Raw genomic sequence first — 24,856 nt, forward strand, 5'->3', positions numbered from 1 at the left:
CGCAGTGACGAGGGTGGGAATGGGAATTAATCAAGGCGCGATCAGTCTCGATCAGAAATACACCCAAGGCTCGGGCCACATTTTCCTTACCGGCATTCAGGCGCTGGTGCGCCTGCCGATGGCACAGGTCCGCAGGGACCGCGCGGCGGGTCTGAACACTGCGGCCTTCGTTACCGGCTATCGCGGCTCGCCGCTCGGCGGCTATGACCAGCAATTGACGGCGGCGCGCAAACACCTCGATCAATACGGCGTCAAATTCCTGCCCGGCGTCAATGAAGATCTCGCAGCCACCGCGATCTGGGGCACCCAGCAACTCAATCTTTCGCCCGGCGCCGAATATGATGGCGTCGTCGGCATCTGGTACGGCAAGGGTCCCGGCGTCGATCGCTGCGGTGACGTCTTCCGCCACGGCAATGCTGCCGGCTCCGCGAAATTCGGCGGCGTGCTCTGTCTCGCCGGCGACGACCACGGCGCCAAGTCCTCGACCGTGCCGCATCAGTCCGACCATGCCTTCATATCGGCGCTGATGCCCTATCTTTATCCGTCGAGCATCCACGAGATGATCGAGATGGGTCTGCTCGGCATTGCCATGTCACGCTATTCCGGCTGCTGGGTCGGCATGAAGGTGATCACCGAAACCGTGGAGACCACGGCGGAGATCAACCTCAACGACGAAATGACGCCGTTCAATATTCCCACCGATTTCGAACTACCGCCCGATGGTCTGAACCTGCGCTGGCCGGACGATCGCTATGTGCAGGATCGCCGGCTGCAGGATTACAAGGGCTTTGCCGCGATCGCCTTCGCCCGCGCCAACAACATCAACCGCGTCACCATGGACTCGCCGAATGCACGTTTCGGCATCATGGCCTCCGGCAAGAGCTATGAAGACGTGCGCCAGGCCTTGCGCGAGCTGGGGATCACCGAAGAGGTCGCCGCCAAGATTGGTCTTCGGTTGTACAAGATCGGCATGCCGTGGCCGCTGGAGCCGGAAGGCGTACGCAAGTTTGCCGTCGGCCTCGAAGAGATTTTCATCGTCGAAGAGCGCCGCGAGATTGTCGAGAACCAGGTCAAGCAGGAGCTGTTCAACTGGCGCGACGATGTGCGGCCACGCATCGTCGGCAAGATGGATTCCCACGATCATCGCTTCCTGCCATTCGCCGAAGAGCTGAGCGTCGCCAAGGTCGCGACCTCGTTGGTGGATCGCCTGCTGGCGATGGAGATCGATCCCGAGATCGCCGCACTGCTGCGTGCCAAGGCCGACTGGTTTCATGGACGCGAGGCCTCGCAGGTGCAGAACGTCGTGCCGATCACGCGCACGCCGTATTTCTGCTCGGGCTGTCCGCACAATACCTCGACCAAGGTGCCGGAGGGCTCGCGCGCGCTGGCGGGCATTGGCTGTCATTTCATGACACTGTGGATGGATCGCTCCACCGAGACCTTCACCCATATGGGCGGCGAGGGCGTGACATGGACCGGCATTGCGCCGTTCACCAAGGAAAAGCACATTTTCGCCAATCTCGGCGACGGCACTTACTTCCATTCCGGCTCGCTCGCGATCCGTCAGTCGATCGCCTCCAAGGCCAACATCACCTACAAGATCCTCTACAACGATGCCGTGGCGATGACCGGTGGTCAGCACCATGACGGTGACCTGTCGCCGCAGAAGATCACGTTCCAGCTCCACAGCGAGGGCATCCGCGAGATCTATCTCGTGTCGGAGAATCCCGATGCCTATCCCGCCAACACCATTGCGCCAGGCGTGAAGCTGGCGCATCGCGACGAACTCGACAAGGTTATGAAGGCCTGCCGCGAAGTGCCGGGCTGCTCGGCCATTGTCTTCGTGCAGACCTGCGCCGCCGAGAAGCGTCGCCGCCGCAAGAAGGGCATTCTGGAAGACCCGCAGCGCCGCGTGCTCATCAACCCAGCAGTCTGCGAAGGCTGCGGCGATTGCTCGGTGCAGTCGAACTGCATTTCGGTGGAGCCGCTGGAGACCCCATTGGGTCGCAAGCGCACCATCAATCAGTCGTCCTGCAACAAGGACTATTCGTGCCTCAAGGGCTTCTGCCCGTCCTTCGTCACGGTCGATGGCGGCAAGCTGAAGCGCAAGGCACCCGTCGAACTCGGTGCCATCGGCGCATTGCCGGAGCCCACCACGCGGCCGACACTCGACAAGCCCTATAACGTCGCCGTCGGCGGCGTCGGTGGCACCGGCGTGCTGACCATCGGTGCGCTGCTCGGCATGGCCGCGCATATCGAGGGCAAGGCCAGCATGATCCTCGACATGTCGGGGCTTGCGCAGAAGGGCGGTGCGGTGCTCAGCCATGTGCGTCTCGCCAACGACACCGGTGACGTCACCTGTTCGCGCATCGTCACCGGCACGGCGGATGTCCTGATCGCAGCCGATGAAGTCGTGGCCATCGCCAAGGACACGATCTCGCTCTGCGAGAGCTCGCGCACCACTGGCATCGTCAACACCCATCTCATTCCGATCGCGGATTTCGTGCGTAACCGCGACTTCAATTTCCAGTCCCGCAAGGTCAACAACGTGCTGGAAATGTCGCTGCGCAAGGAATCGACGTTCCTCGATTTCACCAAGGCGGCCGAAGCGCTGCTCGGCGATTCCATCGCCACCAACATGATGATGATGGGCTTCGCCTATCAGCAGGGGCTGTTGCCGCTGCAGGCCGCATCGATCGAGCAGGCCATCGAGCTCAATGGTGTCTCGATCAAGATGAACATGCTGGCGTTCCAGCTTGGCCGTCTTGCCGCCGCCGATCCGGCACGGCTCGCGGGCATGCTCAAGGGTGCCGATGAGACCATCGCGCCAAAGACGCTGGATGAGATGAGCCTCGACGAGATCGTCGCTCATCGCAGCGGATTGCTAGCGGACTATCAGAACAGCAAGCTCGCCGAGCGCTATCAGGCGATGGTCGATCGGGTCCGCGAAGCCGCCATGCGCGGCGGCTATGACGATGAGCTGCCGCGTGCGGTGGCGATCAACTACGCTAAGCTGCTTGCCTACAAGGACGAATACGAGGTCGCGCGGCTCTATACCGACGGCAAGTTCGAGAAGCAGCTGCGCGATCAGTTCGAGGGTGACGTCAAGATCAACTTCAATCTCGCACCGCCGATGCTGCCGGGTACCGACGCCTCGGGTCGCCCGAAGAAGCGCGCCTTCGGCGCCTGGATGCTGCCGCTGTTTCGCATTCTGGCGAAGCTGCGCACCTTGCGCGGCACGCCGTTCGACGTGTTCGGCTACAGCGCTGACCGCAAGCTGGAGCGCGATCTGATCGCCGGCTACGAAAAGGACGTTGCCACGGTGTTGAACCTGCTGTCGCCGCTCACCGTGGATACGGCCGTGCAGCTTCTCTCGTTGCCCGACAGCATTCGCGGTTACGGCCCGGTGAAGGAAGCCTCGGTAAAGGCCGCCAAGGCGCGCTATGCCGAACTCGCCAAGGACCTCGCCAATCCGCCGCCGGCGCCGCGGCAGATCGCGGCGGAGTAGGGCTCTTGCTTTTCCCTCCTCCCAGCGGCGTAGCCGCGCAGTGGGGAGGGTGGCACGTTGCGAGCACTTGCGAGCGACGTGACGGGTGGGGTGGTGCCACAAGCGGCGCTCTCACGTGGGGCACCCCACCCCGGCCTCCGCTTCGTCGATGCTTCGCATCGCCTCGCTCGGCCGACCATGGCGGACGAATTCGTCCGCCAGACCCCACTGCGCGGCTTCGCCGCTTGAGGGAGGGATATCGCGACCGCCTGCGCGTCTCAGCTTCTTCGAATTTCAAACAGCCACTGCTCTTCAGACATGCGTCATCGGCCCCATTGTTTGCGGTGCGGGGGCGCCGTCGTCTCTTGCATTCCCGCCCCCTGTGAGAGGGCGTGCGGAACGCCAGGTGCCCGTTGCACCCTTGGGCCTGATGCGAATGCGGTCTTCCGCAAATGAGTGCATCAGGACTTTCGGACGCGCTGGGCGAAGTGCCCGGCGTTCCGCATACGGTGTTTTTTCGGTTGCTTGCGCTTCGCCATGGCGAACGATCCGATCACCAAAATTACAGTCCCAAGGCGAAGGGACAGGGTGCCTCAAGCGAGTAAGCCGAACGCGTTTTGACTTGGTCGTCCGTCACTTGATCTGCAGGTTTCTTCCATCCGAAGCCAAACCGTGCCGCCTGTCCCAGTGGTATCCTGACCACAGACGATCCGGCCTGCCCAAGGGCAGCCGTCCCCCACATCTCCCGTGACGCCGCATCTCCGGCGTCCACCGCATCCTGCCCCGCGAACGTGACGATCGCGACCGCCCCTCTCGGTGGGGCAGGATGAATGTGAATATAAACCTTATGGGGATGTTGTCAACGGGAGATAGGAAAAAGTGTTCGGGTGCCCCAAGCTGTCATTCCGGGGCGCGGCCGGCACTTGCCGGACGCGAACCTCAGCCACTCCAATTGGAGTGGCTGAGAATCCCAGCATGGGAATCTCCAGACAGCGCAAGACACTCTGAGATTCCGGGTTCGCGCTCTGCCGGCTTCGCCGGCGACGCGCACCCCGGAATGACGAGCAAGGACAAAGGCTCCGGAATGACGAGGTGGACTACACCCCGATATTGTCGATCAGCCGCGTCTTGCCGATCCTCGCGGCCACCAGCAGACGCACCGGGCCGTCTTTCATCGAGGTAATTGGCGCCAGTGACTCCGCATGGCGTGCTTCGAAGTAGTCGAGTGCGAAGCCGGCTGCCGTAATCATCGCGGCGCCACCGGCCATGGCGGCTTCAAGGTCATCGCCCGCCTTCAGGCGCTTCGCGGTTTCCTTCATCGCCTTGTAAAGCACCGGCGCCGTGGCGCGGTCTTCCGGCGAGAGATAGACGTTGCGCGACGACATCGCGAGACCGTCGCGTTCGCGCACCGTGGTGGCGCCGGTCACCTTGACACCGAGATCGAGATCCCTGGCCATGCGCGTCACGACCTTGAGCTGCTGGTAGTCCTTCTCGCCGAAAAACGCCATGTCCGGTCGCACCTGCGTGAACAGCTTGCCGACGACTGTCGCGACGCCGCCGAAAAAATGTGGACGGAAGCGATCTTCGAGATCGGCGGTGGCTGGGCCTCCGGTCGTGATCTTCGTTGCGAAACCTTCTGGATACATCACCTTGGCGTCGGGATTCCAGATCAGGTCGACGCCGGCTTCGGTGAGTTTGGCGACGTCGCTCTTCCAGGTTCGCGGATAGGAGCCGAAGTCCTCGGTTGGCGCGAACTGCGTTGGATTGACGAAGATCGACACCACGACCTTGCTGGTGCGGCGCTGGGCGAGGCGGACGAGCGAGACGTGGCCGTCATGCAGCGCTCCCATGGTCGGTACCAGGCCGATGGTCGCCTTGCGTGCGCGCAGGCCTTCGAGCGCCTTGCGGAGGGCGGGCAGGGTACGGGCGACGATCGGAGTGCGGGGCATTGCGGCTCGTTCTTGTTGTTGGCTGCGGCGGATGAGGGCGTGCGCGCCCTGCTTATCAAAGCTGGCGGGATCACCCAAGCCTCACGATACCAGGCTGGCGGGTGTCCTGATGCCGCAACCGGTCGTCGGATTCATGATTAAGCGCGGCTGATTGCCGGCAAAGCAGGATGCCTCTGCATTTCGCTTGACCCTTGTCTTACCTCGCGATTTGAAGATGATCGAAGGATCGCGCGATGTTGATGCAAACCACCCAGGGACAGTCCGGCACGGCGCATGTGATCGTGCTCGGCAATGAGAAGGGCGGGTCGGGTAAATCGACCACCGCGCTTCATATTGCCGTGGCGCTGCTGAAGGCCGGTCAGCGTGTCGCCACCATCGATCTCGACAGCCGTCAGCAGAGCTTCACACGCTATATCGCCAACCGCGCAGCCTGGGCGCAGAGCGCCGGACTTGCGCTGGAAGTGCCGACCCATAGCTGCATCAAGCTCGGCGAGACGATGCAGATCGCGGATAATGAAGCCTTCGAACTCGAGCAGTTCATGACTGCGGTGAGCGCGGTGGAGCGTACCCACCATTTCATCGTCATCGACACGCCCGGCAGCGACACCTATCTGATGCGTCTGGCGCATTCGATGGCCGATACGTTGGTGACGCCGATCAATGACAGCTTCCTCGATTTCGATGTGCTCGGCGCAGTCGATGCCGCAAGCTACAAGGTGACCGGCGAAAGCCACTATTCGAAGATGGCGCGCGAAGCCCGTCGCAAGCGCCGCCAGCATGATGGCTCGACCACCGACTGGATCGTGGTGCGCAACCGGCTCTCGATGCTCGGCTCGCGCAACAAGATGCTTGTCGCCGGCGTCCTCGATCAACTCTCGCTGCAGCTCAGTTTCCGCGCCATCGACGGTCTCGCCGAGCGCGTGATGTATCGTGAGTTCTTCCCGCGTGGCCTGACGGCGCTTGACGATCTCAACGAAGCTACACTCGGGCGTCGCCCGAGCATGGGCCATGTCACGGCGCGCGAGGAAGTCATCGAACTGCTGCGCAAGTTGAAGCTGCCGCTCGATGAGCGTGGCCGTCGCCGCGCCGCCAACCGCGCCGAGTGGTTTGCCCAGGTCGACAAACCGCTGGATGTTCACGACATCCTTGGCAACTGAGTCGCGTCCACTGTGTAAAGTCAGCGCTGCCCGTTCGGCAGGCTATGAACGATTCCGCACTCAACTTCGCGCTAATAGTACAGGTATCATTGTCTTTTACCGTCTTTTACCGGGGAACGAGTAGCCCGTACGACAGTTGATTTGTCGTTGAAATCAGGGCGTTTTTGAAATTCCGATCTCTTGCGAAAGTAGTTCAAAATCGCTCAATTCGACCATGGCTTTCTTTAGCAGGTGCACAAGAAACGGGTGCGACGCACAATAACATGGCTCGGAATTCACAATATTTAGCCTTTCTGTCACCGGGCTGTGACATATATGCTGTTGAAGCAGCCGCTTGAGGGTCATCCGACCCCATAAGTGCTGTAGCCGGCTGAGACTTATCTCTAGCTGGCCGATCAGGGACGAACATGAAACGCGGACTACTCATTCTGCTTTCGGTTTGCGTGCTGGCCACCGCCGCGTATTTCACCGCGTCGAAGTGGGCCATTCGGCATGAAACGCTGACGCTCTTCGACGCGTCGCGTAATCGTCCTGTGCAGGTCGACATTGCCGTTCGCCGCGACAAGGAAATGCAGGCCAATGCCGGCATGATCACTTTGCCGGTCGCGATCCTCAATCACGGTAACACCGTCAAGTTCACCGAATACTCGTTCCTCGCAAACGTGTTTGCGGCGCGTGGCTATATGGCCGTCAGCATTCAGCACGATCTCGATACCGACGCTCCGCTCGTGACCAAGGTCGGCGAGCTCTATGTTGGCCGTCTGCCGGTCTATGAGCGCGGCGTGCAGAACATCAAATACGCGGTGAAGGAGCTGAAGAAGATTCAGCCGAATTCCGACTACGATCATCTGACGCTGGTTGGCCATTCCAACGGCGGCGACATTTCGATGTTCTACGCCAAGGAATTCCCGGATGACGTCAAGAAGGTCGTGACGCTGGATAACCTGCGCGTGCCGTTCATGACCGATGGCAAATTCAAGATCCTGTCGTTCCGTTCGCACGATACGGTGTTCAAGCCGGATCCTGGCGTCGTGCCGGATGACGAGATCTGCGAGAAGGCCGGTATCACGGTCGTCAACACCGGCGCGCAGCACACCGACATGAGTGACCGCGGTCCGGAAACCCTGAAGACCAAGATTCAGGGCCTGCTCGACAAGTTCCTCGACGACGACAGCAAGCTGTCACCGGTCACCGGCAAGCCGAAGATCATCGAGCAGCCCGCTCAGCAGAGCAATGCGGCTGACGCGAGCAAGATCTCGCAGTATACGCCGAGCGTGAACTGAGTTCTGTGCAGCGCGGTTGACCGCGCGGCCTATGCTCGCCACATGAAGCTTGCAGCAAACGCGAGTTGTCATGGCCAGCGATCCCACGATTCCCACGTCCAAGACCGATACGCTGACCCAGCCGTCGGCATCGGCCGACATCGCAGCATTTGTAGCAAAAGCGAAAGCGATGGCGCCGCATGCAGCGGGCGGGCGGGGGCGGCTGGTGTTTGCGCTCGATGCCACCATGAGCCGGCAGCCGACCTGGGACATGGCCTGCGCGCTGCAGGCCGACATGTTTCGCGAGGCGGCATCAATCGGCAGTCTCGATATCCGTCTCGTCTATTTCCGTGGTCTCAGCGAGTGCCGCGCGACCGGCTGGATTTCGGACACCGCGCAACTGGCGCGGCTGATGGGCAAGATCGCTTGCCAGGGCGGTCAGACCCAGATCGGCAAGGTGCTGTCGGAGACGCGGCGCGAGGCGGTGGCCTCCGGCGTGCGTGCACTGGTGTTCGTGGGCGACGCCATGGAGGAGTCCGTCGACGAACTCTGTGCGCGGGCCGGTGAACTCGGCCTGCTGAAAGTGCCTGTCTTCATGTTCCAGGAAGGGCAAGACCCGGCCGCCGAACAGGCGTTTCGCGAGATTGCCCGGCTGACGGGTGGCGCCTGGTGTCGGTTCGATCCGGGAGCCGCTGCGCAGCTCCGCGAATTGCTGCGCGCGGTAGCCGCCTATGCCGCTGGTGGACGGGAGGCGCTGACGCGGCTGGCGTCGTCGGCGCCGGGTGCGGCAAAGCTGCTCGGCCAGATGCGATAAACGGTCTGCAAAACCGTTTCGCGGATCGCGGCAACCGACTATCTAAAGCTCATGCCTACTTTGATCGCCGGCGCGCTCGCCGTCTTCGTACTTTACATGTTGCTGCAGATGCTCCGCTCGGCCAACCCGGCGCTGCTGGCGCGCGGCATCAAGCTGGCCGGCGGTGTGCTGGCGCTGGCTGTGGCGGCCTTCACCGGGATCAAGGGCGAACTGGCGGTGGCGATCCCGCTCGGAATCTTCGGGGCGGGTCTCTTGGGCTGGGCGCCGTTCGGCACGGCGGGCTTCAGCAATATCGGCGGCATGTTCGGGGGCGGGACCAAATCGTCCGGCCAGACCTCGCGGGTCCGCTCGGCGTTTCTCGATATGACCCTCGATCACGATAGCGGCCAGCTCAGCGGACAGATCGTGGCCGGCCCCTATGCCGGGCAGTCGCTCGATGCATTCGACCTGCCGCAACTGGCGGCGATGATGGCCGGTTTCGACGCGGAGAGCGTGGCGCTACTTGAAAGTTATCTTGACCGCCGGTTTCCCGCATGGCGTCAGAACGCGCAGGGCGATACGGCAGGGCGGCACGACCGCGCGCCGTCTGGCAGTAAAATGACGGAAGAGGAGGCTTATCAGATCCTTGGCGTGAAGCCGGGTGCGACCCGCGACGAGATCAGCCGCGCGCACCGATCCCTCATGAAGAAACTGCATCCCGACCAGGGGGGCTCTACGTACCTGGCGGCCCGGGTCAACGAGGCCAAGGACACTCTGCTTCGCACGCATCGCAGCTAACTCCAGCACGCTTTTACGCTACAACTGCGAGCAGCTTCCGTTTCTCTGAGAACGCCCCGTCGCCCGCCGTTGTCCGGCATGGTCGATCAATCCCCGTCTGTATTTTGTAGCGGCTAAGTCTTGACGAGAAGTTGTCGCCACGGGGATTTATGGTGACCAAAAGCAAAATGGCCGGGACAATGTCCCGGCCATTTGCGTATCCGACAGTGTACGTCGATCAGTTCTTGATGGTGATGCAGGAGATTTCCGAGCGCTTCAGCGTCTTGCAGACGGCTTCGGCTTTCTCGCGATCGAGGCCGGCGAAGCGGGCGCGGTAGAGTTTCTTGTCGCCCTTGCCGACGACGGTCTCGGTGAACGGATCGGCCTTGCCGAGGAGGCCACGGGCCTGTTCACGGGCGGCGTCGAGGCGGGTCCGTGCTTCGCTCTCGCTCTCCAGTGCGCCGACCTGAATGATCCAGCCGGTGTGGATCGCGGCAGGTTTGATGGCGCCGCCCTGTTGTACCGTCTGCGGAGCGGGAGCCTGAGGGGCCGGCACGTTACGCGGGGCAGGGTCGGCATAGGCCATCTGGGTGCCGCCCTGAGCGCTTCCCTGGGCCGGCAGAACGCCGAGGATACCATTGCCGGTCCCGAAGCCTGTCGGCTGACGCGGCATCTCGGAGCGGGCATAGAGCGAGTTGGTGGTCTCGGGCGAGCGGGCGGTAGTTTCCGGACGCGCCACGATGGCGTTGGTGGTGGCGGGAGGGGCGGGCTGCTCGCCGCCGGCGGAGGCCAGCTTGTACTGACCGGACTTGACCTGAACGGTGCGGACCCGAACCGGCTTCATCGGCTCTGACGAGCCCGGAATGGCCGAGATGGCCTCGGACTGGATGACGCCTGAATTCAGCGGGCCGGGCTCCGGCTTGCGGGGCTGCGGCATCGGCGCTGCCGGGGGCAGCGCTGCGGTGGCGGCGGCGAAGACCGACGGGCGTGCCGCTGGTGCGGTGGGACGAGCCGGAGACTCGGAGACCGGTTCAGCGGCGACCGGCGTTGCAGCAGCCACCTGAATGGCGCCGTTGACCTGTTTGGTTTCGGTCGGACGCGCCTGGGCCTCGGCTTCGGCGACCTCGGTCGCGGCTTCGGACGGATTGCGCTCGGTGATCGCGGCCACGGTGCGGCGGGTGGCACCCTTTTCCAGGTTCTCGGCAAGCAGGTTGCGCATGGCGGCGTCACGGGCGCCGCCGCTGCGGCCGCCGAGTACAACGCCGACCAGATGGCGGTTGCCGCGCTTCATCGACGAGACGAGGTTGAAGCCGGAGGCGCGGGTGTAACCGGTCTTGATGCCGTCGACGCCTTCGACTGATCCGATCAGGCGGTTGTGGTTGCGGATGTTGCGGCCGCGATAGTTGAAGGAGGCGGTGGCAAAGTAGCGGTAGTAGCGCGGGAAGCGATCCTGGATGGCGCGGCCGAGCACCGACTGGTCGCGCGCGGTGGTCACCTGCGCATCGTCAGGGAGGCCGGAGGCATTGCGATACACCGTGCGGCTCATGCCGAGTGCGCGGGCCTTCTTGGTCATCAGCTTGGCGAAATCGTCTTCGTCTCCGCCAATGGCTTCGGCGATCACCACGGCAGCGTCGTTGGCCGAGCGCGTCACCAGGGCCTTGATGGCATCTTCGACGCGCAATGTCTGACCGGGGCGCAGGCCCAGTTTGGTCGGAGCCTGCACGGAGGCGTGCTGCGAGACGTCCATTTCGCTGTCCAGCGTGAGCTTGCCGGATTCCAGCTTCTCGAACAGCATGTACAGCGTCATGATCTTGGTCAGCGACGCCGGATGACGCGAGCCATCGGGATTGTTGGACGAGAGGACCGCGCCGGAATTGCCATCGACGATGATCGAGGAGAACGCGGGATTGTAACTGGAGACGCGCGCGACGTGGCTTCGCGATTTATGTCGCCGGCGGGCATCCGCACTGTCAGTCGTAAAGATGACCGCGATGCTGAGAGTCGCCAGCCCAAGAGCGCACACCCGCAAGGTGCGCGACGAAGCAAACGTTGTGCGAAGCATGGACTTCCCCGTCAGATCAGTCTCATTCCCCGGATCGTGAGGCTAAATTATGCCCAACAACCGGAGATGAGTCTCAGTTTTAAGCGTCAGCCTGAGCGGTTCTCTCGGCGGGATGGCAGAAGCATACGCGGCCATTCTGGCTAAGAGTATGTACTCATGCAGTTTTTGGGCTTTTTGGCCCCAACGCACCAATGCAAGAAATCAGGGTAGGTCCGGCGAGTTTCCAAAAGGTTAAGCAACCCTTGCCAATCACCCCTGCATTTATCGCCAATGGTAAAATTTGTGCATTGCACGGGATTCTTGACGTCATTGTGCACTGCACGATAGATGGGCGGGTCAGATCAGACCGGGGCCCACCCGGCCGCGGCTGACCCGTCCAATCCGGGAAAGGATTTGCAGTGATCAAGGTCGAAGACATCCAGCAGTACGGCAAGGAGCAGTTCGAGAGTGCAGTCGCATCGGCGGCCACGCTTCAGAACGGTGCACAGGCGATCGCTGTCGCGGTTGGCGACTACACCAAGAAGTCGTTCGAGGACGGCAACGCCTTCGTGACCAAGCTGTCCGGCGTGCAGTCGCTCGACAAGGTGCTCGAAGTGCAGACCGAATACGCCAAGTCTGCCTATGAATCCTTCGTCGCAGAATCGCACAAGATCAGCGAACTCTATGTCGATCTCGCCAAGCAGGCCTACAAGCCGTTCGAAGGCTTCGTCGCCAAAATGACCCCGGCGCGCTAAGCAATACGGTCTTCAAATCAAAACGCCCGGCCATGATGGCCGGGCGTTTTTGTTTGAAGGTGTCGCCGCCGCTTTACTTTGACACGCGCAATGCGTTGAGCGAGCTGCCGATTGCCTTGAAGGCGTCGGCGATGCCGGCGTTGGTGCTTGTAGGAAAGAAGTTACCGGGATCGGCACAGGATTTCAGAACTGCGGATTCCGGATCACCCGTGGTATTGACCTGGATCGTATAGATAAAAGTCTCCTGTTTGTTGGTCGCCGGGTTCGGCTTCTTGATGTTGGCGCACAGTAACTTCTGCCGATCGTCAACCAGTGTCGACCAATTGGCGCCGTCACCGTACCATCGGTCCTTGGTATTCATGCCGTCCGACAAGATGATAAGTGCATCTGTGTATTTGTAGTTCGAATCCTTGGCCGGTGCGGGGAATGGATCGCTACCGATCTGTAAGGTGCGCCAGGCCCAGGCCATGCCGATCGGCTGGTTGGTGCCGCCATTCGCCGACAGGGCATCGATCTTGTCTGTCAGCGTCTTAACGTTCTCAGCACCATAAGCCGATGTCATCCCAAGAATGGCTGAGGGGCATGCATTGTACTGGTAGGCCGGATAACGTGCTGTGCCCGACGGGGCTTCGTTGGTGGTGTCGTAAGGCTGATCACGGTCAGTGACGCAGCCATTCCAGGCGTTCTTGTTGGAGCTCGCGTTCCAGGTTTGGCTAGCCGCTTGGCACTCGGCTTTGGTGTCGTAGTACGGATAGCTGCAGGATCCATATTCGTCCCACTTTATCCAGGTCGCGTTCTTGTTCGACGCGCCCACATTGACCATCTGCGCAAACGGAATGATCGAGACATAGGTGTCCTCGGTCATGCGCGAGTTGGCGCTCAGCGTCTTGATGAGACCCGTTGCTGCGTCCTGCATCGCCTTCAATTTGCCGGTCCCCATACCCATCGACCCGGTGACGTCGAGCGCTATGGCGACGCGCATGCGCGTCGAGCCCCAGGTCGTGGTCGAGCCGCTGCCGATCCCTAGTTGCGGGAGGCCGACCATCTTCATGAAATCGGTTGCGACGGCACCGGAGCCGTTGACCGTGACCGTGGAGCCGTCCTTGGTGTTGGTCGTGTAGCTCGCCGTCACCGTGATCTGGCCGGCATTCGTGTTGGTGTACAGCGCGTTGAAATAGGCCTTCGCCTTGTTGGTGACATCGGTCGCCGACATGGTCGGATTGGCGGACAGGTCCTTCGAAACCATCAGGGCTGCAGAGTCGAGCGCCGCTTGCATCGCCGAGCGGGCCGCGTTGGCACGAGAGTAGTCGACGGCGGCGCCCACGAAGCCGAGCAGGGGCACCAGAGCGACGGCGAAGGTCATCGCGATATTGCCGCCGTCGTGGCGTGCAAATCGGGATGCGATGCTCTTCGCCTGGCTTGAAATCGATTGAATAAACATCGTGACCGCCAATGGTGAGTTTCTGGCGGTCATTTCGGCGGCTGCGGCTAAACAGGTGGTAAAGGTGTCCTCAGAAAATAGGTAAAAGGCCGACTATTGGTGTGCCGTGCGGCCAGCGCCCGGTATTATCGTGAACGACGGTTAAATGGCTGGTTTGCGGATCCGGTCAAATCAAGCACGATCGGTTAACCCTGACCCGGACCGGGGGCCATCAGGCGGGGTTCGCGGCGGGCCATTCCAGGTGCTTGCAGTGTGCTTGCGAGAACGGCCACAGGAACCCATATTGGCTTCATCGGTCCTGTAACGGACAGCGTCGCACCGATGCGGCGACCCGGGGCGCCTCTGTGCCCGAGGCGTCCGGCAGCACATCGTGGCTGGGGACGCTGTCAATTCGGGGCTGGCCAATATCGGCTAGGGACTTTTATACAGGCGCTATGTTCCAGAAACCTTCGAAATTTATGCCTGACGGCATCCTGATGCCTGTCGCCGGCGCCTCCGACGATCGCCGCCGGCAGCCGCGTAGCATGGCAGAGGACGACAACCGGTCCAATGCGCCCGGTGGGCCGGCCACCTCGGTCATCACCAAGGTCAAACCCAAGACCAAGCGTCCCAACCTGTATCGCGTGCTGATCCTCAATGACGATTACACGCCGATGGAATTCGTCGTCCATGTGCTGGAAAAGTTCTTCCAGAAGGACGCCGAGGCGGCGACGCAGATCATGCTCCACGTTCATCATCACGGGATCGGGGAATGCGGCGTTTTCACCTATGAGATCGCCGAAACCAAAGTGACGCAGGTGATGGATTTTGCGCGCAAGCACCAGCACCCTTTGCAATGCGTGATGGAAAAGAAGTAGCCTCGCGTGAATTCCCGGAAACTGGGAACGGGTCTTGCATTGATCCCGCATTGAACTGATGTGAGTCGAACGCGGTCGTTCGGCTGCGTCAACAGCGCATGTGACAATGCGCTGGAATGAACAGACGTGCTCTGCGGACACGTCACAACAAGCAGCGGGAACCAGCCTTTCACCACGATCAGACATCACTATATGTGAGAAAGGTTCTTGTTGCCTGACCCGGCAACGACGATCATGATGGTGGGGGCCAACGAGGACGCGGAATGCCAACTTTTTCTCAAAGCCTTGAACAATCGCTGCATCGGGCGCTCTCGATTGCGAACGAGCGACACCACCAATATGCGACGCTGGAACATCTCCTGCTGTCGCTGGTGGATGACAGCGACGCCGCGGCGGTGATGCGGGCGTGCAGCGTCGATCTCGACAAGCTGCGCGGCAGTCTGGTCAATTATCTCGAAACCGAATTCGAAAACCTGGTGACGGATGGCGCAGACGATGCCAAGCCGACCGCCGGTTTCCAGCGCGTGATCCAGCGCGCCGTTATTCACGTGCAGTCGTCGGGTCGCGAAGAAGTGACCGGCGCCAATGTGCTGATCGCGATCTTCGCCGAGCGCGAAAGCCATGCCGCGTATTTCCTGCAGGAGCAGGACATGACGCGCTATGACGCGGTGAATTACATCAGCCACGGCATTGCCAAGCGGCCGGGCGTTTCCGAGGCGCGGCCGGTGCGCGGCGTCGATGAGGAGACCGAGACCAAGAACGGCGACGACGCCAAGAAGAAGGGCGAGGCGCTCGACACCTATTGCGTCAACCTCAACAAGAAGGCGCGTGACGGCAAAATCGATCCGGTGATCGGGCGTACGGCCGAGATCAATCGCGCGATCCAGGTCCTGTGCCGTCGGCAGAAGAACAATCCGCTGTTCGTCGGCGAAGCCGGCGTCGGCAAGACGGCGATTGCCGAAGGTCTGGCCAAGCGCATCGTCGACAGCGACGTGCCGGAAGTGCTGTCGGCGGCCACCGTGTTCTCGCTGGACATGGGCACGCTGCTGGCCGGTACGCGCTATCGCGGTGACTTCGAGGAACGCCTGAAGCAGGTGCTCAAGGAACTCGAAGCGCATCCGAATGCGATCCTGTTCATCGACGAGATCCACACGGTGATCGGCGCCGGCGCCACCTCGGGCGGCGCGATGGATGCCTCGAATCTGCTCAAGCCCGCTCTGGCTTCGGGTGCGATCCGCTGCATGGGCTCGACCACCTACAAGGAATATCGCCAGCACTTCGAGAAGGACCGCGCATTGGTGCGCCGGTTCCAGAAGATCGACGTCAACGAACCGACCGTTGAAGACGCGATCTCGATCCTGAAGGGCCTCAAGCCGTATTTCGAGGACTATCACAAGCTCAAGTACACCAATGAGGCCATCGAGGCTGCGGTGCAGCTCTCGTCGCGCTACATCCACGACCGCAAGCTGCCGGACAAGGCGATCGACGTGATCGACGAGTCGGGTGCGGCGCAGATGCTGGTGGCCGAGAGCAAGCGCAAGAAGACAATCGGCATCAAAGAAATCGAGACCACGATCGCGACCATGGCGCGGATCCCGCCCAAGAGCGTGTCGAAGGACGATGCCGAGGTGCTGCGGCATCTCGAAACCACTCTGAAGCGCGTGGTGTTCGGTCAGGACAAGGCGATCGAAGCCTTGGCGGCATCGATCAAGCTGGCGCGTGCCGGCTTGCGCGAGCCGGAGAAGCCGATTGGCTCGTATCTGTTCTCGGGCCCCACCGGTGTCGGCAAGACCGAAGTGGCGAAGCAGCTGGCGTCGTCGCTGGGTGTCGAGCTTATTCGGTTCGACATGTCTGAATATATGGAGCGCCACACCGTGTCGCGCCTGATCGGCGCGCCTCCCGGCTATGTCGGCTTCGATCAGGGTGGTCTGTTGACCGATGGCGTCGATCAGCATCCGCATTGCGTGGTGCTGCTCGACGAAATCGAGAAGGCGCATCCGGATCTGTACAACGTGCTGCTGCAGGTGATGGATCACGGCCGTCTGACCGACCATAACGGCAAGCAGGTCTCGTTCCGCAACGTGATCCTGATCATGACGACCAATGCCGGCGCCGCCGACATGGCGCGTGCGGCCTTCGGCTTCACTCGCGGCAAGCGGGAAGGCGAGGATCAGGAGGCGATCAACCGGCAGTTCGCTCCGGAATTCCGCAACCGCCTTGATGCGGTCGTGTCCTTCGCACATCTGAATTCGGATGTGATCGGCATGGTGGTGGAGAAGTTCGTGCTGCAGCTGGAAGCCCAGCTTGCAGACCGCGACGTCACCATCGAATTGTCCGATCCCGCCAAGGCATGGCTGATCCAGCACGGCTATGACGAGCAGATGGGCGCACGCCCGATGGGCCGCGTGATCCAGGAGCACATCAAGAAGCCGCTGGCCGACGAGCTCTTGTTCGGCAAGCTCAAGAATGGCGGCCATGTTCGCGTCATCCTGAAAAAGGACGAAGCGGTGCTCGGTGTCGAGCAGGAAAGCATCGGCTTCGAATTCGTCGACGGTCCCGTGACGCCGAAGCCGGAGAAGCTGCCGGCGAAGCGTGGCGCGGCGAAGAAGCCGAAGTCGGGCAAGGGCTCGGGTTCAGCCAAGGGGCCGCTGGAAAAGGCGTAAGCCACCAGCCGATTGAACAAATGAAAACGGCCGGTGAGAAATCACCGGCCGTTTTTGCTTTGGGCTACTGGATCGTGCCGAGCTTTACTGTCCCAGCAGTTTCTGAATCTGCTTTTGCAATTCGCGCTTTTTCTTCTCGCTCTTGCGCAACCGTTCTTCGATGTCGGAGCTTTCCTTGCTCTCCACCGGCGGATCGGTGAAGGCGACGCCGACGATGTTGTCGCGCCACCAGACGATCCTGGCGAGGAACGAACGGCCCTTTCGCGCGATGTTGAGCGTCAGCTCATCCTTCGGCAGCCGCGCGCCGCTTCCAAATTCGATGCGGGCACCATCCTCGGAAATGTCGCGCACGACACATTCCTTGGCCTTCTGGTCCTTGGACGCGACGGCACCGTAGATCACCTTGTCCCTGACGTTCTTGCGCCGCTCGTCCATGTCCTGAGATCCCCTGAGGTTACAGGCGGGGACTGTACGCAGTTCCATCCGCCGGGGAAGGCTCTCGCGTGGATTGAGCGGATTTAACGTAAACCAAAGTTAAGGGCGATCGCCGAAAGACGGGGTGATCGGCCTCAGGACGGGCTCAGGCCGCCGTCTCGCGCAATCCGCGGGCAACGTCCTTCTGCTTGTCGAATTCGGCTCGCCGGCGCGCCAGTTCCTCGGCGCTAAGCAGGGCGACATTGTTGTAGTCGCGCTTCCAGACCGCGTCCCTGGCCCAGCGCTGCGGCGATTGCAGGGTGGTTTGTGGCCCGACAGCGGATTCCAGCAGGCGCAGCGCCAATTCCAGGGTTTGGGCCTGCGAGGCCTTGTCATGCGGCTTGCCGGCGGAGTTCCCGAGCGGGAAGTCGCTGAACAGAAAACGGGGTACGGCAGCGTGTTCGACAATGTCCCTGGCGCAGCCCGCTACCACAGTGGAAATGCCATTGGCCTCCAGCTCGCGGGCGACGAGGCTGATGGTCTGATGGCAGACCGGGCAATTCGGCACCAGCACGGCAACATCGACACCATCGGCCTTCGCGCGCGTCACGATCTCCGGCGCATCGGTCTCAAGGGTCACGCGATGGCTGCGATTTGTCGGCGCGCCATAGAAGCGCGGCGCGACACTGCCGATGCGGCCGGATGCCGCGAGATCACGCAGCGCGGGCAGGGGAAACCAGGTGCCGCTGTCGTCCGCCCTCGTGTGCACGCGATCATAGGCGATGTGCGAGATGCGCAAGTCATGATCGACCGACGTATCGCCGTCATAGACCTGATAGAACTTGGCGCCGCCGTTATAGAGCGCGCCCGGACCCTGATCGCCCTTGGCGGGATCGAAGGGCGCTGCGGTGGTGACGATGGCGACGCGCGACTGCGCCAGCGGTTTCCTGAGCGGCTGGAACGGCGCGTCGATGTGATGGGCCCAGCGATAGGGAACGTCATAGCCGATCGCCTGATAATAGGCGCGGGTGCGGGCCATATACTGGATCGGAACATCGTCGTCGCTGGCAAAGCCGGATGTGTCGTCGCGCGCCTCGGCCATTGTTTGCACTCCCGCTTTTGCCCTCTTTCATTCATAGCTAGCTGCTGGGGTCCCGCTGTCAAGGCGCGGGGAATCCGCGCGGGATCAGGCATGGCGTTCGGAAGCATCATTGGCCGGATAAGTTGCCTCGCGGCGCTGTTGCTTGCGCCGGTCGCGGGCGTGCGCGCCGAGGAGCTCCCGGTCAGCGAATTGGCGAAGCCTGGCGCGGACCGAATGTTGCCAATGACGGCCCCGGAGAAGCCCAATCTGGCGCGGGACAGCGGCGCCCGCGAGTCGATGTGTCTGATGATCGAGTCTGCAGCGCGGGCCAATGATCTGCCGCTGGAATTCTTCGCCCGCGTGATCTGGCAGGAAAGCCGGTTTCAGCCCGATGCCGTCGGTCCCGTGACGCGCAATGGCCAGCGCGCACAGGGCATCGCGCAATTCATGCCGGGCACGGCCAATGAGCGCCGTCTGCTCGATCCGTTCGATCCGGTGCAGGCGCTGCCGAAATCGGCGGAGTTTCTCAGCGAGCTGCGCAACCAGTTCGGCAATCTCGGCCTTGCGGCTGCGGCCTATAATGCAGGACCGCGCCGCGTGCAGGACTGGCTCGACGGCAAGGGATACATGCCCGGCGAGACCCGCAACTATGTCTCCGCGATCACCGGCGCGACGGTCGAGGACTGGCAGGCCGCCGGGCGCAACGGCAAGATGCCGCCGCGTGCCGCGACGTCGAGCTGCCGTGAATTGATGGCACTGCTGCAACGCGCGCCCAATCCCTTCGTCACGCAACTGGAAGCGCGCGTGACGCTCGGCGAAAGCAGGCCGTGGGGCGTGCAACTGGCGGCAGGCTTCAATCGTGATCGTGCTTTGATGTCTTACGCGCGCGTGATGTTGCGCTTGCGCACCGTGGTCGGCGAACGCGATCCCAACCTGCTGAGTTCGCTGTTCAGAAGCCGCGGCACGCGCACTTTCTACCAGGTGAGGATCGGGACCGACACGCGCGACGAGGCCAACGATCTCTGCGGCAAGATCCGCCGGGCCGGGCAAGGCTGTCTGGTGCTGCGCAACGGCAGAGCGTGACGTCAGAATTCACTGCTGAGTTGTTCGACGCGTTGCAGCAGCGCCTTGTTGGCGCGCTCGGCGGCGCGCAGGCGCAGTGCCCAGTCGAGTGTCATGGGCACCGGCACCTGTCGTGGATCGCGAAAGGCAAAGCCCGCGCGGCGGCCGCGCTGCCATATCATACGGGCGCGGAAGGCGATGCCCTTGCGATCGATGGTCACGTCGCACTCCTCGAATAGCCTGGGAAGATTCTCGACGTCGACCTGCGCACCGGCATCGGAGAAATTGCGCAAGATACAGTTCATCGTTGCGCGGCGATTGCTGAAAACGATGCGCCCGCCGTAATAAACCCGGCCACGAAAATTCTTTCGTCGATCCAGCATGGCTGCTATCTCCAGTTGATTGATGAAATGCTATCTTAGGTAGTGGCGGGCAGATAGAGGCCCTTGCATAAAGACCTTGTTAAGGTAAACGGCGACCGCGACCGTCAGGACTCTCATCGGACGGTAAGACCCCTCAAGACCCCGAAGGCAAAGGGCAACGTGTCGCTTCCTGCACTGGATTCACCGAGATGGCAGGGCAGTGCGGCGGCCTTCCTTTACGGCATGCGGTCGATCACCACGACCATCCTGACGCTGGTACTGTTCGCGACCTATATCGGCATCGGCGCGCTGGCCCATGACACGCATTTCAGCCTGTTCTGGGCGCTGGCCAGCACATTGTTCGTCTGGGCCGGTCCCGCACAGATTATTCTTCTCGTCGCGCTCGGCTCTGGCGCCACGGTCATTCAGGCAGCGCTCGCAGTCACCGTAAGCGCGATCCGTCTGTTTCCCATGGTGGTGTCGGTGCTGCCGATGCTGCGCATGCCGGATACGAAGAAGCGGCAGCTGATCCTGCCATCGCATTTCATCGCAGTGACGCTATGGGTGGAATGCTTCCGGTTGATGCCGCTGGTCCCGCGTGAGCGACGCATCGCCTTCGTCAATGGTCTCGGCCTCGGACTTGTGCTGTCGTCGCTGACCGCGACGTTTATCGGCTATCATCTCGCGGCCAATCTGCCGCCGCTGTTCGGCGCGGCGATCCTGTTGCTGACGCCGCTGGCGTTTCTGCTGTCGACGGCGCGCAACTGCAAGCAGCTCGCCGATGTCGTGGCGCTCGTGCTCGGTCTTGCGCTGTTTCCTGTCGTGTCGCTCTTCAACACCGGCGTCGATATCCTGATATCAGGCGTCTCGGCCGGGACCATCGCCTATGGTGTGCATCGCTGGAGGCGGCGATGACCGAATTCATCGGCGACTGGCATGCGCTCCTTGTGCTGCTGCTGGCGGGTTTCCTGCCCAATGAAGTCTGGCGCATGCTTGGCCTGTGGCTTGGCGGCGGTGTCGATGAAGAGTCCGAGATCCTGATCTGGGTGAGGGCGGTGGCCACCGCGATCCTCGCCGGCGTCATCGCGCAAATCTTGGTCGTGCCGCCCGGCGCACTCGCGAGCGTTCCGCCGCCGTTGCGCTATGGTGCGGTCGCTGTCGGTCTCGTCGTCTTTGTCGCTTTCCGGCGCTCCATCTTTCTCGGCGTCGCATGCGGCGAGCTGGTGATGGTCACCGGCAAATACATCCTCGGTTGATAGACGACAGCGTCAGGCTGTATCGGCCTTGTATGACTGCGTGAACGCGATAGTCTTCGCCCAACTTAAAAACAATGCGTTGGGAGACGATATGAGATTTCGCGTGCATTCCGCCTTGGTATCCGGCCTCGTTATCGCGGCGATGGCCGTCACTGCGCCGCTTGCCCGCGCGGCGGAATATCCGACGCGCGTGATCAAACTCGTGGTGCCCTATGCGGCGGGCGGTCCGACCGATGTGCTTGCGCGTCTGGTGGCGGATTATCTCGGGCGCGATCTCAAGCAAACGACGATCGTCGAGAACAAGCCGGGCGCACAAGGCGCCATTGCCGCCGAAGCGGTCGCGCGTGCAGAACCCGATGGGTACACGCTGTTTGTCACGGCTGCATCCATCATGGTGCTCAACCCGCTGCTCTACAAAAAGCTGTCCTACGATCCGCAGAAGGATCTGCGGATGCTGACAGTGGTCACCGACCTGCCTGTAGTGATGGAAGTGCATCCATCCGTACCGGCCAAGACGGTGAAGGAATTCGTGGCTTACGCAAAGGCCAATCCGGGCAAGCTGAACTTCGGCTCGGCCGGCACCGGCGGCACCATTCATCTGGCGGGCGAGATGTTCAAGCAGATCGCCGGCGTCGAGATGACCCATGTGCCGTACAAGGGTGCGGGACCGGCGCTGACCGATCTGCTCTCCGGCAATATTCAGGTGATGTTCGATACGCTCTCCACGGCGCTGCCGCCGGTGAAGGCCGGGTTGCTGCGGCCGCTTGGCGTCAGTTCGAAAGAGCGCAGTCCCGATCTGCCCGATGTGCCGACCGTCATCGAGAGCGGTTATCCCGACTATCAGGTCGGCGTCTGGTTCGGTCTGGCGGGATCGTCGAAACTGCCGGACGATGTCGTGAAGACGGTGATGGCCAGCATGGACCGCGCCTTGAACGACAATACGTTCCGCGCCTCGCTGGAGAAGATCGGCTTCCCGGTGCTGCGACCGAAGACGGTCAAGGAGATCAACGAATTCGTTGACGAAGACCGGGCGCGGTGGTCGAAGGTGATCAAGGCGCAGGGTATCTCGCTGGATTGATCGACAGGATGCAAGAACGGTGACCAATGGTTCGTGAGAGTGAAATCCGCGCCGGTGAACTCGCCGTCGATGCACCGAAGCCGAACCATGCGGGCCTCGTCTATATCGGGCGCATCCGCACGCCTTGGACGTCGCGGCTGGAAACGCCGCGGCAGGGCCGCCATGATGGCCCGGTGTGCCGGCTCGAGATCTTCGAGCCGTGGGTGCCAGGGCTGAAGGACCTCGATCTCTACAAACATCTCGAAGTGATCTACTGGCTGCATCTGTCACGCCGCGATCTGGTGCTGCAGAGCCCCAAGAATGACGGCAATGCGCGCGGCATCTTCTCACTGCGCACGCCGGTGCGGCCCAATCCGCTGGGCACGTCGATGGTGAAGCTGGTGGGGATCGAAGGATCGACCGTGCTGGTGCGCGGGCTCGATTGCCTCGACGAGACGCCGTTGCTGGATGTGAAGCCCGACCGCTGCGAATTCACGCCGCTGGCGCCGCCGCAGCCGGGCGATTTCCAGACGGAGTAGAAGACTTACCTCTCCCCGCGCAGAGCGGGGAGAGGTAGCGCACGGCCGGTGCGTAGCCTACAGCGCCGCCAGTGCCGCGATCAGTTTCGTCGCGTTGTCTTCCAGCACCTTCGGGTCTTCTTTGCGCGATGCCGGCGGCAGCAGGCCGATATTGTCGTGGCGCGGCATCACGTGCATGTGCAGGTGAAACACCACCTGGCCGCCGGCGGCTTCCGAATATTGCGCGACGGTCATCCCGTCGGCCTTGAAGGCCTGTTTGCACGCAGCGGCGATCTTGTGGGCGGCACGGATCACATGGGCGTAGTCGTCAGGCGTGATGTCGAAGATATTGCGCGCAGGCGCCTTGGGGATCACCAGCGTGTGGCCAGGGGAGCGCGGCATGATGTCGAGGAACGCCAGCACGTGGTCGTTCTCGTAGACCTTGTAGCAGGGGAATTCGCCGCGCAAGATTTTGGCGAAGATGTTGTTCGGGTCATACGCGGTCATGGAATCCTCCGGAAAATTTCGGCGTAAATTTTGGCGACTGTCGCTGCCAGAGAGGAGCCGGTCAAGACGGCTTAATCCTGCTCGTCGCCCTTCCTGAACGGGCCGGCTTCGGTCAATTCGCGAACGGCCTCCGCGACATATTCGCGCTCGCGCTGAAGATATTCGCCGACGGCCTGACGCAGTCCGCGATCGGCGATGTAATGCGCCGAATAGGTGGTCTGCGGCAGATAGCCCCGTGCGATCTTGTGTTCGCCCTGGGCGCCGGCCTCGACGGTCTTCAACCCGCGGCGGATGGCGAAGTCGATGGCCTGATAGTAGCAGACCTCGAAATGCAGGAACGGATGATGCTCGATAGCGCCCCAGTGGCGGCCGAACAGCGTGTCCGAGCCGATGAAGTTGATGGCGCCGGCGATCCACTTGCCGTCGCGCCTGGCCATGATCAGCGCGACATCATTGCTCATGCTCTCGGCGATCAGCGCATAAAACTCACGCGTGAGATAGGGGCGTCCCCATTTGCGCGAGCCGGTCTCCATATAGAATGCGAAGAATGCATCCCACGCATCCTCGGTGATCTCGCTGCCGGTGAGGGGGTGAATGGTGATGCCGTTAGCCAGCGCATCGCGGCGCTCGCGCTTGATCGCCTTGCGGTGGCGCGAATTCAGCGTTGCCAGGAAATCGTCGAAGGTGCTGTAGCCGTCATTGCGGAAATGAAACTGCTGGTCGGTGCGCTGCAGGAAGCCGCGCGCGGCGAGAAATTGCCATTCGCTCTCGCGCGCGAAAGTGACATGGACAGATGACGCATCGGTGGCCTCACAGAGACCGACGAGGCCTCCGGCCAGCGCCGCGCCGACGCGTTCGACATCGACGCCGTCGCGGATCAGCAGGCGCGGACCGGTGGCGGGCGTGAACGGAACCGAGGCCTGCAGCTTCGGATAATATTGCCCGCCGGCACGCTCATAGGCATCGGCCCAACCGCGGTCGAACACGTATTCGCCCTGCGAGTGGGATTTCAGATAACAGGGCACGACACCGAGGATGCGGCCATCACTTTTGGCGATCAGATGCCGCGGACCCCAGCCGGTGCGCGCACAGGCCGAATTCGATTTCTCGACTGCCGTGAAAAAGGCGTGGGACACGAACGGGTTGTAATTAGCTTTTGAGGCGCAACCGTTGGCCGCCGGGGCCAGCGTATCGAGGCTCTCAATGCTGCCGAGATCGGCATGACCGGTGGCACAGGCGTCCCAGTCCGTGGCCGGGATCTGGCTGATGGACGCCACTGCTTCGAGCGTAATTTCCGATGACGTCATCAATCACTTGAACCGGTCATGTGCGATCAACCGTCGCGGCGACCGCTCCTAAGATTGTGCGTCGCGCCGGACACTTCAAGTCCCACTCCGTCATGCCCGGGCTTGTCCCG

21 protein-coding genes are annotated in these 24,856 nt (G+C 62.0%); 13 read left to right on the forward strand and 8 right to left on the reverse strand.

All coding sequences use genetic code 11. The features are described from left to right. Positions 1-19 precede the first annotated feature (19 nt). Complete coding sequence (locus tag AB8A33_RS09895) at positions 20-3,508, forward strand: indolepyruvate ferredoxin oxidoreductase family protein (RefSeq protein ID WP_439092551.1); 3,489 nt, start codon at positions 20-22, stop codon at positions 3,506-3,508. 1,076 nt (positions 3,509-4,584) lie between these two features. Here AB8A33_RS09895 and panC read toward each other — a convergent pair. Then, positions 4,585-5,436: a pantoate--beta-alanine ligase gene (panC, locus tag AB8A33_RS09900; RefSeq protein WP_439092552.1), complete on the reverse strand. Its 852-nt coding sequence runs from the start codon at positions 5,434-5,436 to the stop codon at positions 4,585-4,587. A gap of 233 nt (positions 5,437-5,669) precedes the next feature. Between panC and AB8A33_RS09905 the strand changes: the two genes are divergently transcribed. The 4 genes from AB8A33_RS09905 (at position 5,670) to AB8A33_RS09920 (ending at position 9,446) form a co-directional block, all read left to right on the forward strand. Continuing rightward, positions 5,670-6,593, forward strand: a complete 924-nt coding sequence (locus AB8A33_RS09905) for a division plane positioning ATPase MipZ (RefSeq protein ID WP_439092553.1) — start codon at positions 5,670-5,672, stop codon at positions 6,591-6,593. A gap of 407 nt (positions 6,594-7,000) precedes the next feature. Further along, positions 7,001-7,876, forward strand: a complete 876-nt coding sequence (locus AB8A33_RS09910) for an alpha/beta fold hydrolase (protein ID WP_439092554.1) — start codon at positions 7,001-7,003, stop codon at positions 7,874-7,876. Between the two features lie 70 nt (positions 7,877-7,946). Then, positions 7,947-8,669, forward strand: a complete 723-nt coding sequence (locus tag AB8A33_RS09915; RefSeq protein WP_439092555.1) for a VWA domain-containing protein — start codon at positions 7,947-7,949, stop codon at positions 8,667-8,669. Between the two features lie 51 nt (positions 8,670-8,720). Continuing rightward, on the forward strand, positions 8,721-9,446 hold the full coding sequence (locus AB8A33_RS09920) for a DnaJ domain-containing protein (protein ID WP_439092556.1): 726 nt from the start codon (positions 8,721-8,723) through the stop codon (positions 9,444-9,446). 217 nt (positions 9,447-9,663) lie between these two features. Here AB8A33_RS09920 and AB8A33_RS09925 read toward each other — a convergent pair whose 3' ends face one another. Further along, the gene (locus AB8A33_RS09925; protein WP_439092557.1) at positions 9,664-11,487 is read right to left on the reverse strand and encodes a serine hydrolase; all 1,824 of its coding nucleotides are present in this window, start codon (positions 11,485-11,487) and stop codon (positions 9,664-9,666) included. Between the two features lie 398 nt (positions 11,488-11,885). On the opposite strand from AB8A33_RS09925, the gene AB8A33_RS09930 reads away from it, so the two are divergent. Then, positions 11,886-12,221, forward strand: coding sequence for a phasin family protein (locus tag AB8A33_RS09930; protein WP_068734393.1), 336 nt, complete (start codon positions 11,886-11,888; stop codon positions 12,219-12,221). A 73-nt stretch (positions 12,222-12,294) separates the two neighbouring features. Here the strand turns inward: AB8A33_RS09930 and AB8A33_RS09935 are convergent, their stop codons facing one another. After that, the gene (locus tag AB8A33_RS09935) at positions 12,295-13,662 is read right to left on the reverse strand and encodes a pilus assembly protein (RefSeq protein ID WP_439092558.1); all 1,368 of its coding nucleotides are present in this window, start codon (positions 13,660-13,662) and stop codon (positions 12,295-12,297) included. Between the two features lie 524 nt (positions 13,663-14,186). Here AB8A33_RS09935 and clpS point away from each other — a divergent pair. Both clpS and clpA read left to right on the forward strand, forming a co-directional pair. Next, positions 14,187-14,519 (forward strand): ATP-dependent Clp protease adapter ClpS, encoded by a 333-nt coding sequence (gene clpS, locus AB8A33_RS09940; protein WP_068734422.1) that lies wholly within the window; start codon positions 14,187-14,189, stop codon positions 14,517-14,519. 263 nt (positions 14,520-14,782) lie between these two features. Continuing rightward, positions 14,783-17,182 carry an ATP-dependent Clp protease ATP-binding subunit ClpA gene (clpA, locus tag AB8A33_RS09945; RefSeq protein ID WP_439092559.1) on the forward strand — a complete coding sequence of 800 codons (2,400 nt, stop codon included), beginning with the start codon at positions 14,783-14,785 and terminating at the stop codon, positions 17,180-17,182. 84 nt (positions 17,183-17,266) lie between these two features. On the opposite strand, the gene AB8A33_RS09950 is transcribed toward clpA, so the two are convergent. Both AB8A33_RS09950 and AB8A33_RS09955 read right to left on the reverse strand, forming a co-directional pair. Beyond that, positions 17,267-17,617 carry a PilZ domain-containing protein gene (locus AB8A33_RS09950; protein ID WP_068734400.1) on the reverse strand — a complete coding sequence of 117 codons (351 nt, stop codon included), beginning with the start codon at positions 17,615-17,617 and terminating at the stop codon, positions 17,267-17,269. A 145-nt stretch (positions 17,618-17,762) separates the two neighbouring features. Beyond that, positions 17,763-18,698, reverse strand: coding sequence for a glycine/sarcosine/betaine reductase selenoprotein B family protein (locus tag AB8A33_RS09955; RefSeq protein ID WP_439092560.1), 936 nt, complete (start codon positions 18,696-18,698; stop codon positions 17,763-17,765). 213 nt (positions 18,699-18,911) lie between these two features. Here AB8A33_RS09955 and AB8A33_RS09960 point away from each other — a divergent pair, with 213 nt between their 5' ends. Continuing rightward, entirely contained in the window at positions 18,912-19,760 is an 849-nt protein-coding gene (locus AB8A33_RS09960; RefSeq protein ID WP_439095898.1) for a transglycosylase SLT domain-containing protein, read from the forward strand. Positions 19,761-19,762: 2 nt separating this feature from the next. On the opposite strand, the gene AB8A33_RS09965 is transcribed toward AB8A33_RS09960, so the two are convergent. After that, positions 19,763-20,122: a PilZ domain-containing protein gene (locus tag AB8A33_RS09965; RefSeq protein WP_439092561.1), complete on the reverse strand. Its 360-nt coding sequence runs from the start codon at positions 20,120-20,122 to the stop codon at positions 19,763-19,765. 159 nt (positions 20,123-20,281) lie between these two features. On the opposite strand from AB8A33_RS09965, the gene AB8A33_RS09970 reads away from it, so the two are divergent. The 4 genes from AB8A33_RS09970 (at position 20,282) to tsaA (ending at position 22,953) form a co-directional block, all read left to right on the forward strand. Beyond that, positions 20,282-21,016, forward strand: coding sequence for an AzlC family ABC transporter permease (locus tag AB8A33_RS09970; protein ID WP_439092562.1), 735 nt, complete (start codon positions 20,282-20,284; stop codon positions 21,014-21,016). Continuing rightward, positions 21,013-21,357 (forward strand): AzlD domain-containing protein, encoded by a 345-nt coding sequence (locus AB8A33_RS09975; protein WP_439092563.1) that lies wholly within the window; start codon positions 21,013-21,015, stop codon positions 21,355-21,357. Before AB8A33_RS09970 ends, AB8A33_RS09975 begins: the two co-directional genes overlap by 4 nt. A 91-nt stretch (positions 21,358-21,448) precedes the next feature. After that, on the forward strand, positions 21,449-22,435 hold the full coding sequence (locus tag AB8A33_RS09980) for a Bug family tripartite tricarboxylate transporter substrate binding protein (protein WP_439092564.1): 987 nt from the start codon (positions 21,449-21,451) through the stop codon (positions 22,433-22,435). Between the two features lie 26 nt (positions 22,436-22,461). Further along, complete coding sequence (tsaA, locus tag AB8A33_RS09985; protein ID WP_092144388.1) at positions 22,462-22,953, forward strand: tRNA (N6-threonylcarbamoyladenosine(37)-N6)-methyltransferase TrmO; 492 nt, start codon at positions 22,462-22,464, stop codon at positions 22,951-22,953. A 57-nt stretch (positions 22,954-23,010) separates the two neighbouring features. Here tsaA and AB8A33_RS09990 read toward each other — a convergent pair whose 3' ends face one another. Continuing rightward, positions 23,011-23,439 (reverse strand): HIT family protein, encoded by a 429-nt coding sequence (locus AB8A33_RS09990; protein WP_439092565.1) that lies wholly within the window; start codon positions 23,437-23,439, stop codon positions 23,011-23,013. Positions 23,440-23,510: 71 nt separating this feature from the next. Then, positions 23,511-24,746, reverse strand: a complete 1,236-nt coding sequence (locus AB8A33_RS09995; protein ID WP_439092566.1) for a GNAT family N-acetyltransferase — start codon at positions 24,744-24,746, stop codon at positions 23,511-23,513. Between the last annotated feature and the right edge of the window lie 110 nt (positions 24,747-24,856).

The organism is Tardiphaga sp. 813_E8_N1_3, from assembly GCF_051811025.1.
In the GTDB taxonomy this organism is placed as follows: domain Bacteria; phylum Pseudomonadota; class Alphaproteobacteria; order Rhizobiales; family Xanthobacteraceae; genus Tardiphaga.

Excerpts from the sequence above, each read along its gene's own strand:
- AB8A33_RS09905 (WP_439092553.1), top strand. The coding sequence starts at position 5,670 with ATGTTGATGCAAACCACCCAGGGACAGTCCGGCACGGCGCATGTGATC.
- AB8A33_RS09955 (WP_439092560.1), bottom strand. The coding sequence starts at position 18,698 with ATGGCCGAGGCGCGCGACGACACATCCGGCTTTGCCAGCGACGACGAT.
- AB8A33_RS09965 (WP_439092561.1), bottom strand. The coding sequence starts at position 20,122 with ATGCTGGATCGACGAAAGAATTTTCGTGGCCGGGTTTATTACGGCGGG.
- AB8A33_RS09910 (WP_439092554.1), top strand. The coding sequence starts at position 7,001 with ATGAAACGCGGACTACTCATTCTGCTTTCGGTTTGCGTGCTGGCCACC.
- AB8A33_RS09915 (WP_439092555.1), top strand. The coding sequence starts at position 7,947 with ATGGCCAGCGATCCCACGATTCCCACGTCCAAGACCGATACGCTGACC.
- AB8A33_RS09990 (WP_439092565.1), bottom strand. The coding sequence starts at position 23,439 with ATGACCGCGTATGACCCGAACAACATCTTCGCCAAAATCTTGCGCGGC.
- AB8A33_RS09895 (WP_439092551.1), top strand. The coding sequence starts at position 20 with ATGGGAATTAATCAAGGCGCGATCAGTCTCGATCAGAAATACACCCAA.
- AB8A33_RS09925 (WP_439092557.1), bottom strand. The coding sequence starts at position 11,487 with ATGCTTCGCACAACGTTTGCTTCGTCGCGCACCTTGCGGGTGTGCGCT.
- AB8A33_RS09980 (WP_439092564.1), top strand. The coding sequence starts at position 21,449 with ATGAGATTTCGCGTGCATTCCGCCTTGGTATCCGGCCTCGTTATCGCG.
- tsaA (WP_092144388.1), top strand. The coding sequence starts at position 22,462 with ATGGTTCGTGAGAGTGAAATCCGCGCCGGTGAACTCGCCGTCGATGCA.
- AB8A33_RS09950 (WP_068734400.1), bottom strand. The coding sequence starts at position 17,617 with ATGGACGAGCGGCGCAAGAACGTCAGGGACAAGGTGATCTACGGTGCC.
- AB8A33_RS09935 (WP_439092558.1), bottom strand. The coding sequence starts at position 13,662 with ATGTTTATTCAATCGATTTCAAGCCAGGCGAAGAGCATCGCATCCCGA.
- AB8A33_RS09995 (WP_439092566.1), bottom strand. The coding sequence starts at position 24,746 with ATGACGTCATCGGAAATTACGCTCGAAGCAGTGGCGTCCATCAGCCAG.
- clpS (WP_068734422.1), top strand. The coding sequence starts at position 14,187 with ATGGCAGAGGACGACAACCGGTCCAATGCGCCCGGTGGGCCGGCCACC.
- clpA (WP_439092559.1), top strand. The coding sequence starts at position 14,783 with ATGCCAACTTTTTCTCAAAGCCTTGAACAATCGCTGCATCGGGCGCTC.
- AB8A33_RS09920 (WP_439092556.1), top strand. The coding sequence starts at position 8,721 with ATGCCTACTTTGATCGCCGGCGCGCTCGCCGTCTTCGTACTTTACATG.
- AB8A33_RS09975 (WP_439092563.1), top strand. The coding sequence starts at position 21,013 with ATGACCGAATTCATCGGCGACTGGCATGCGCTCCTTGTGCTGCTGCTG.
- panC (WP_439092552.1), bottom strand. The coding sequence starts at position 5,436 with ATGCCCCGCACTCCGATCGTCGCCCGTACCCTGCCCGCCCTCCGCAAG.
- AB8A33_RS09960 (WP_439095898.1), top strand. The coding sequence starts at position 18,912 with ATGTTGCCAATGACGGCCCCGGAGAAGCCCAATCTGGCGCGGGACAGC.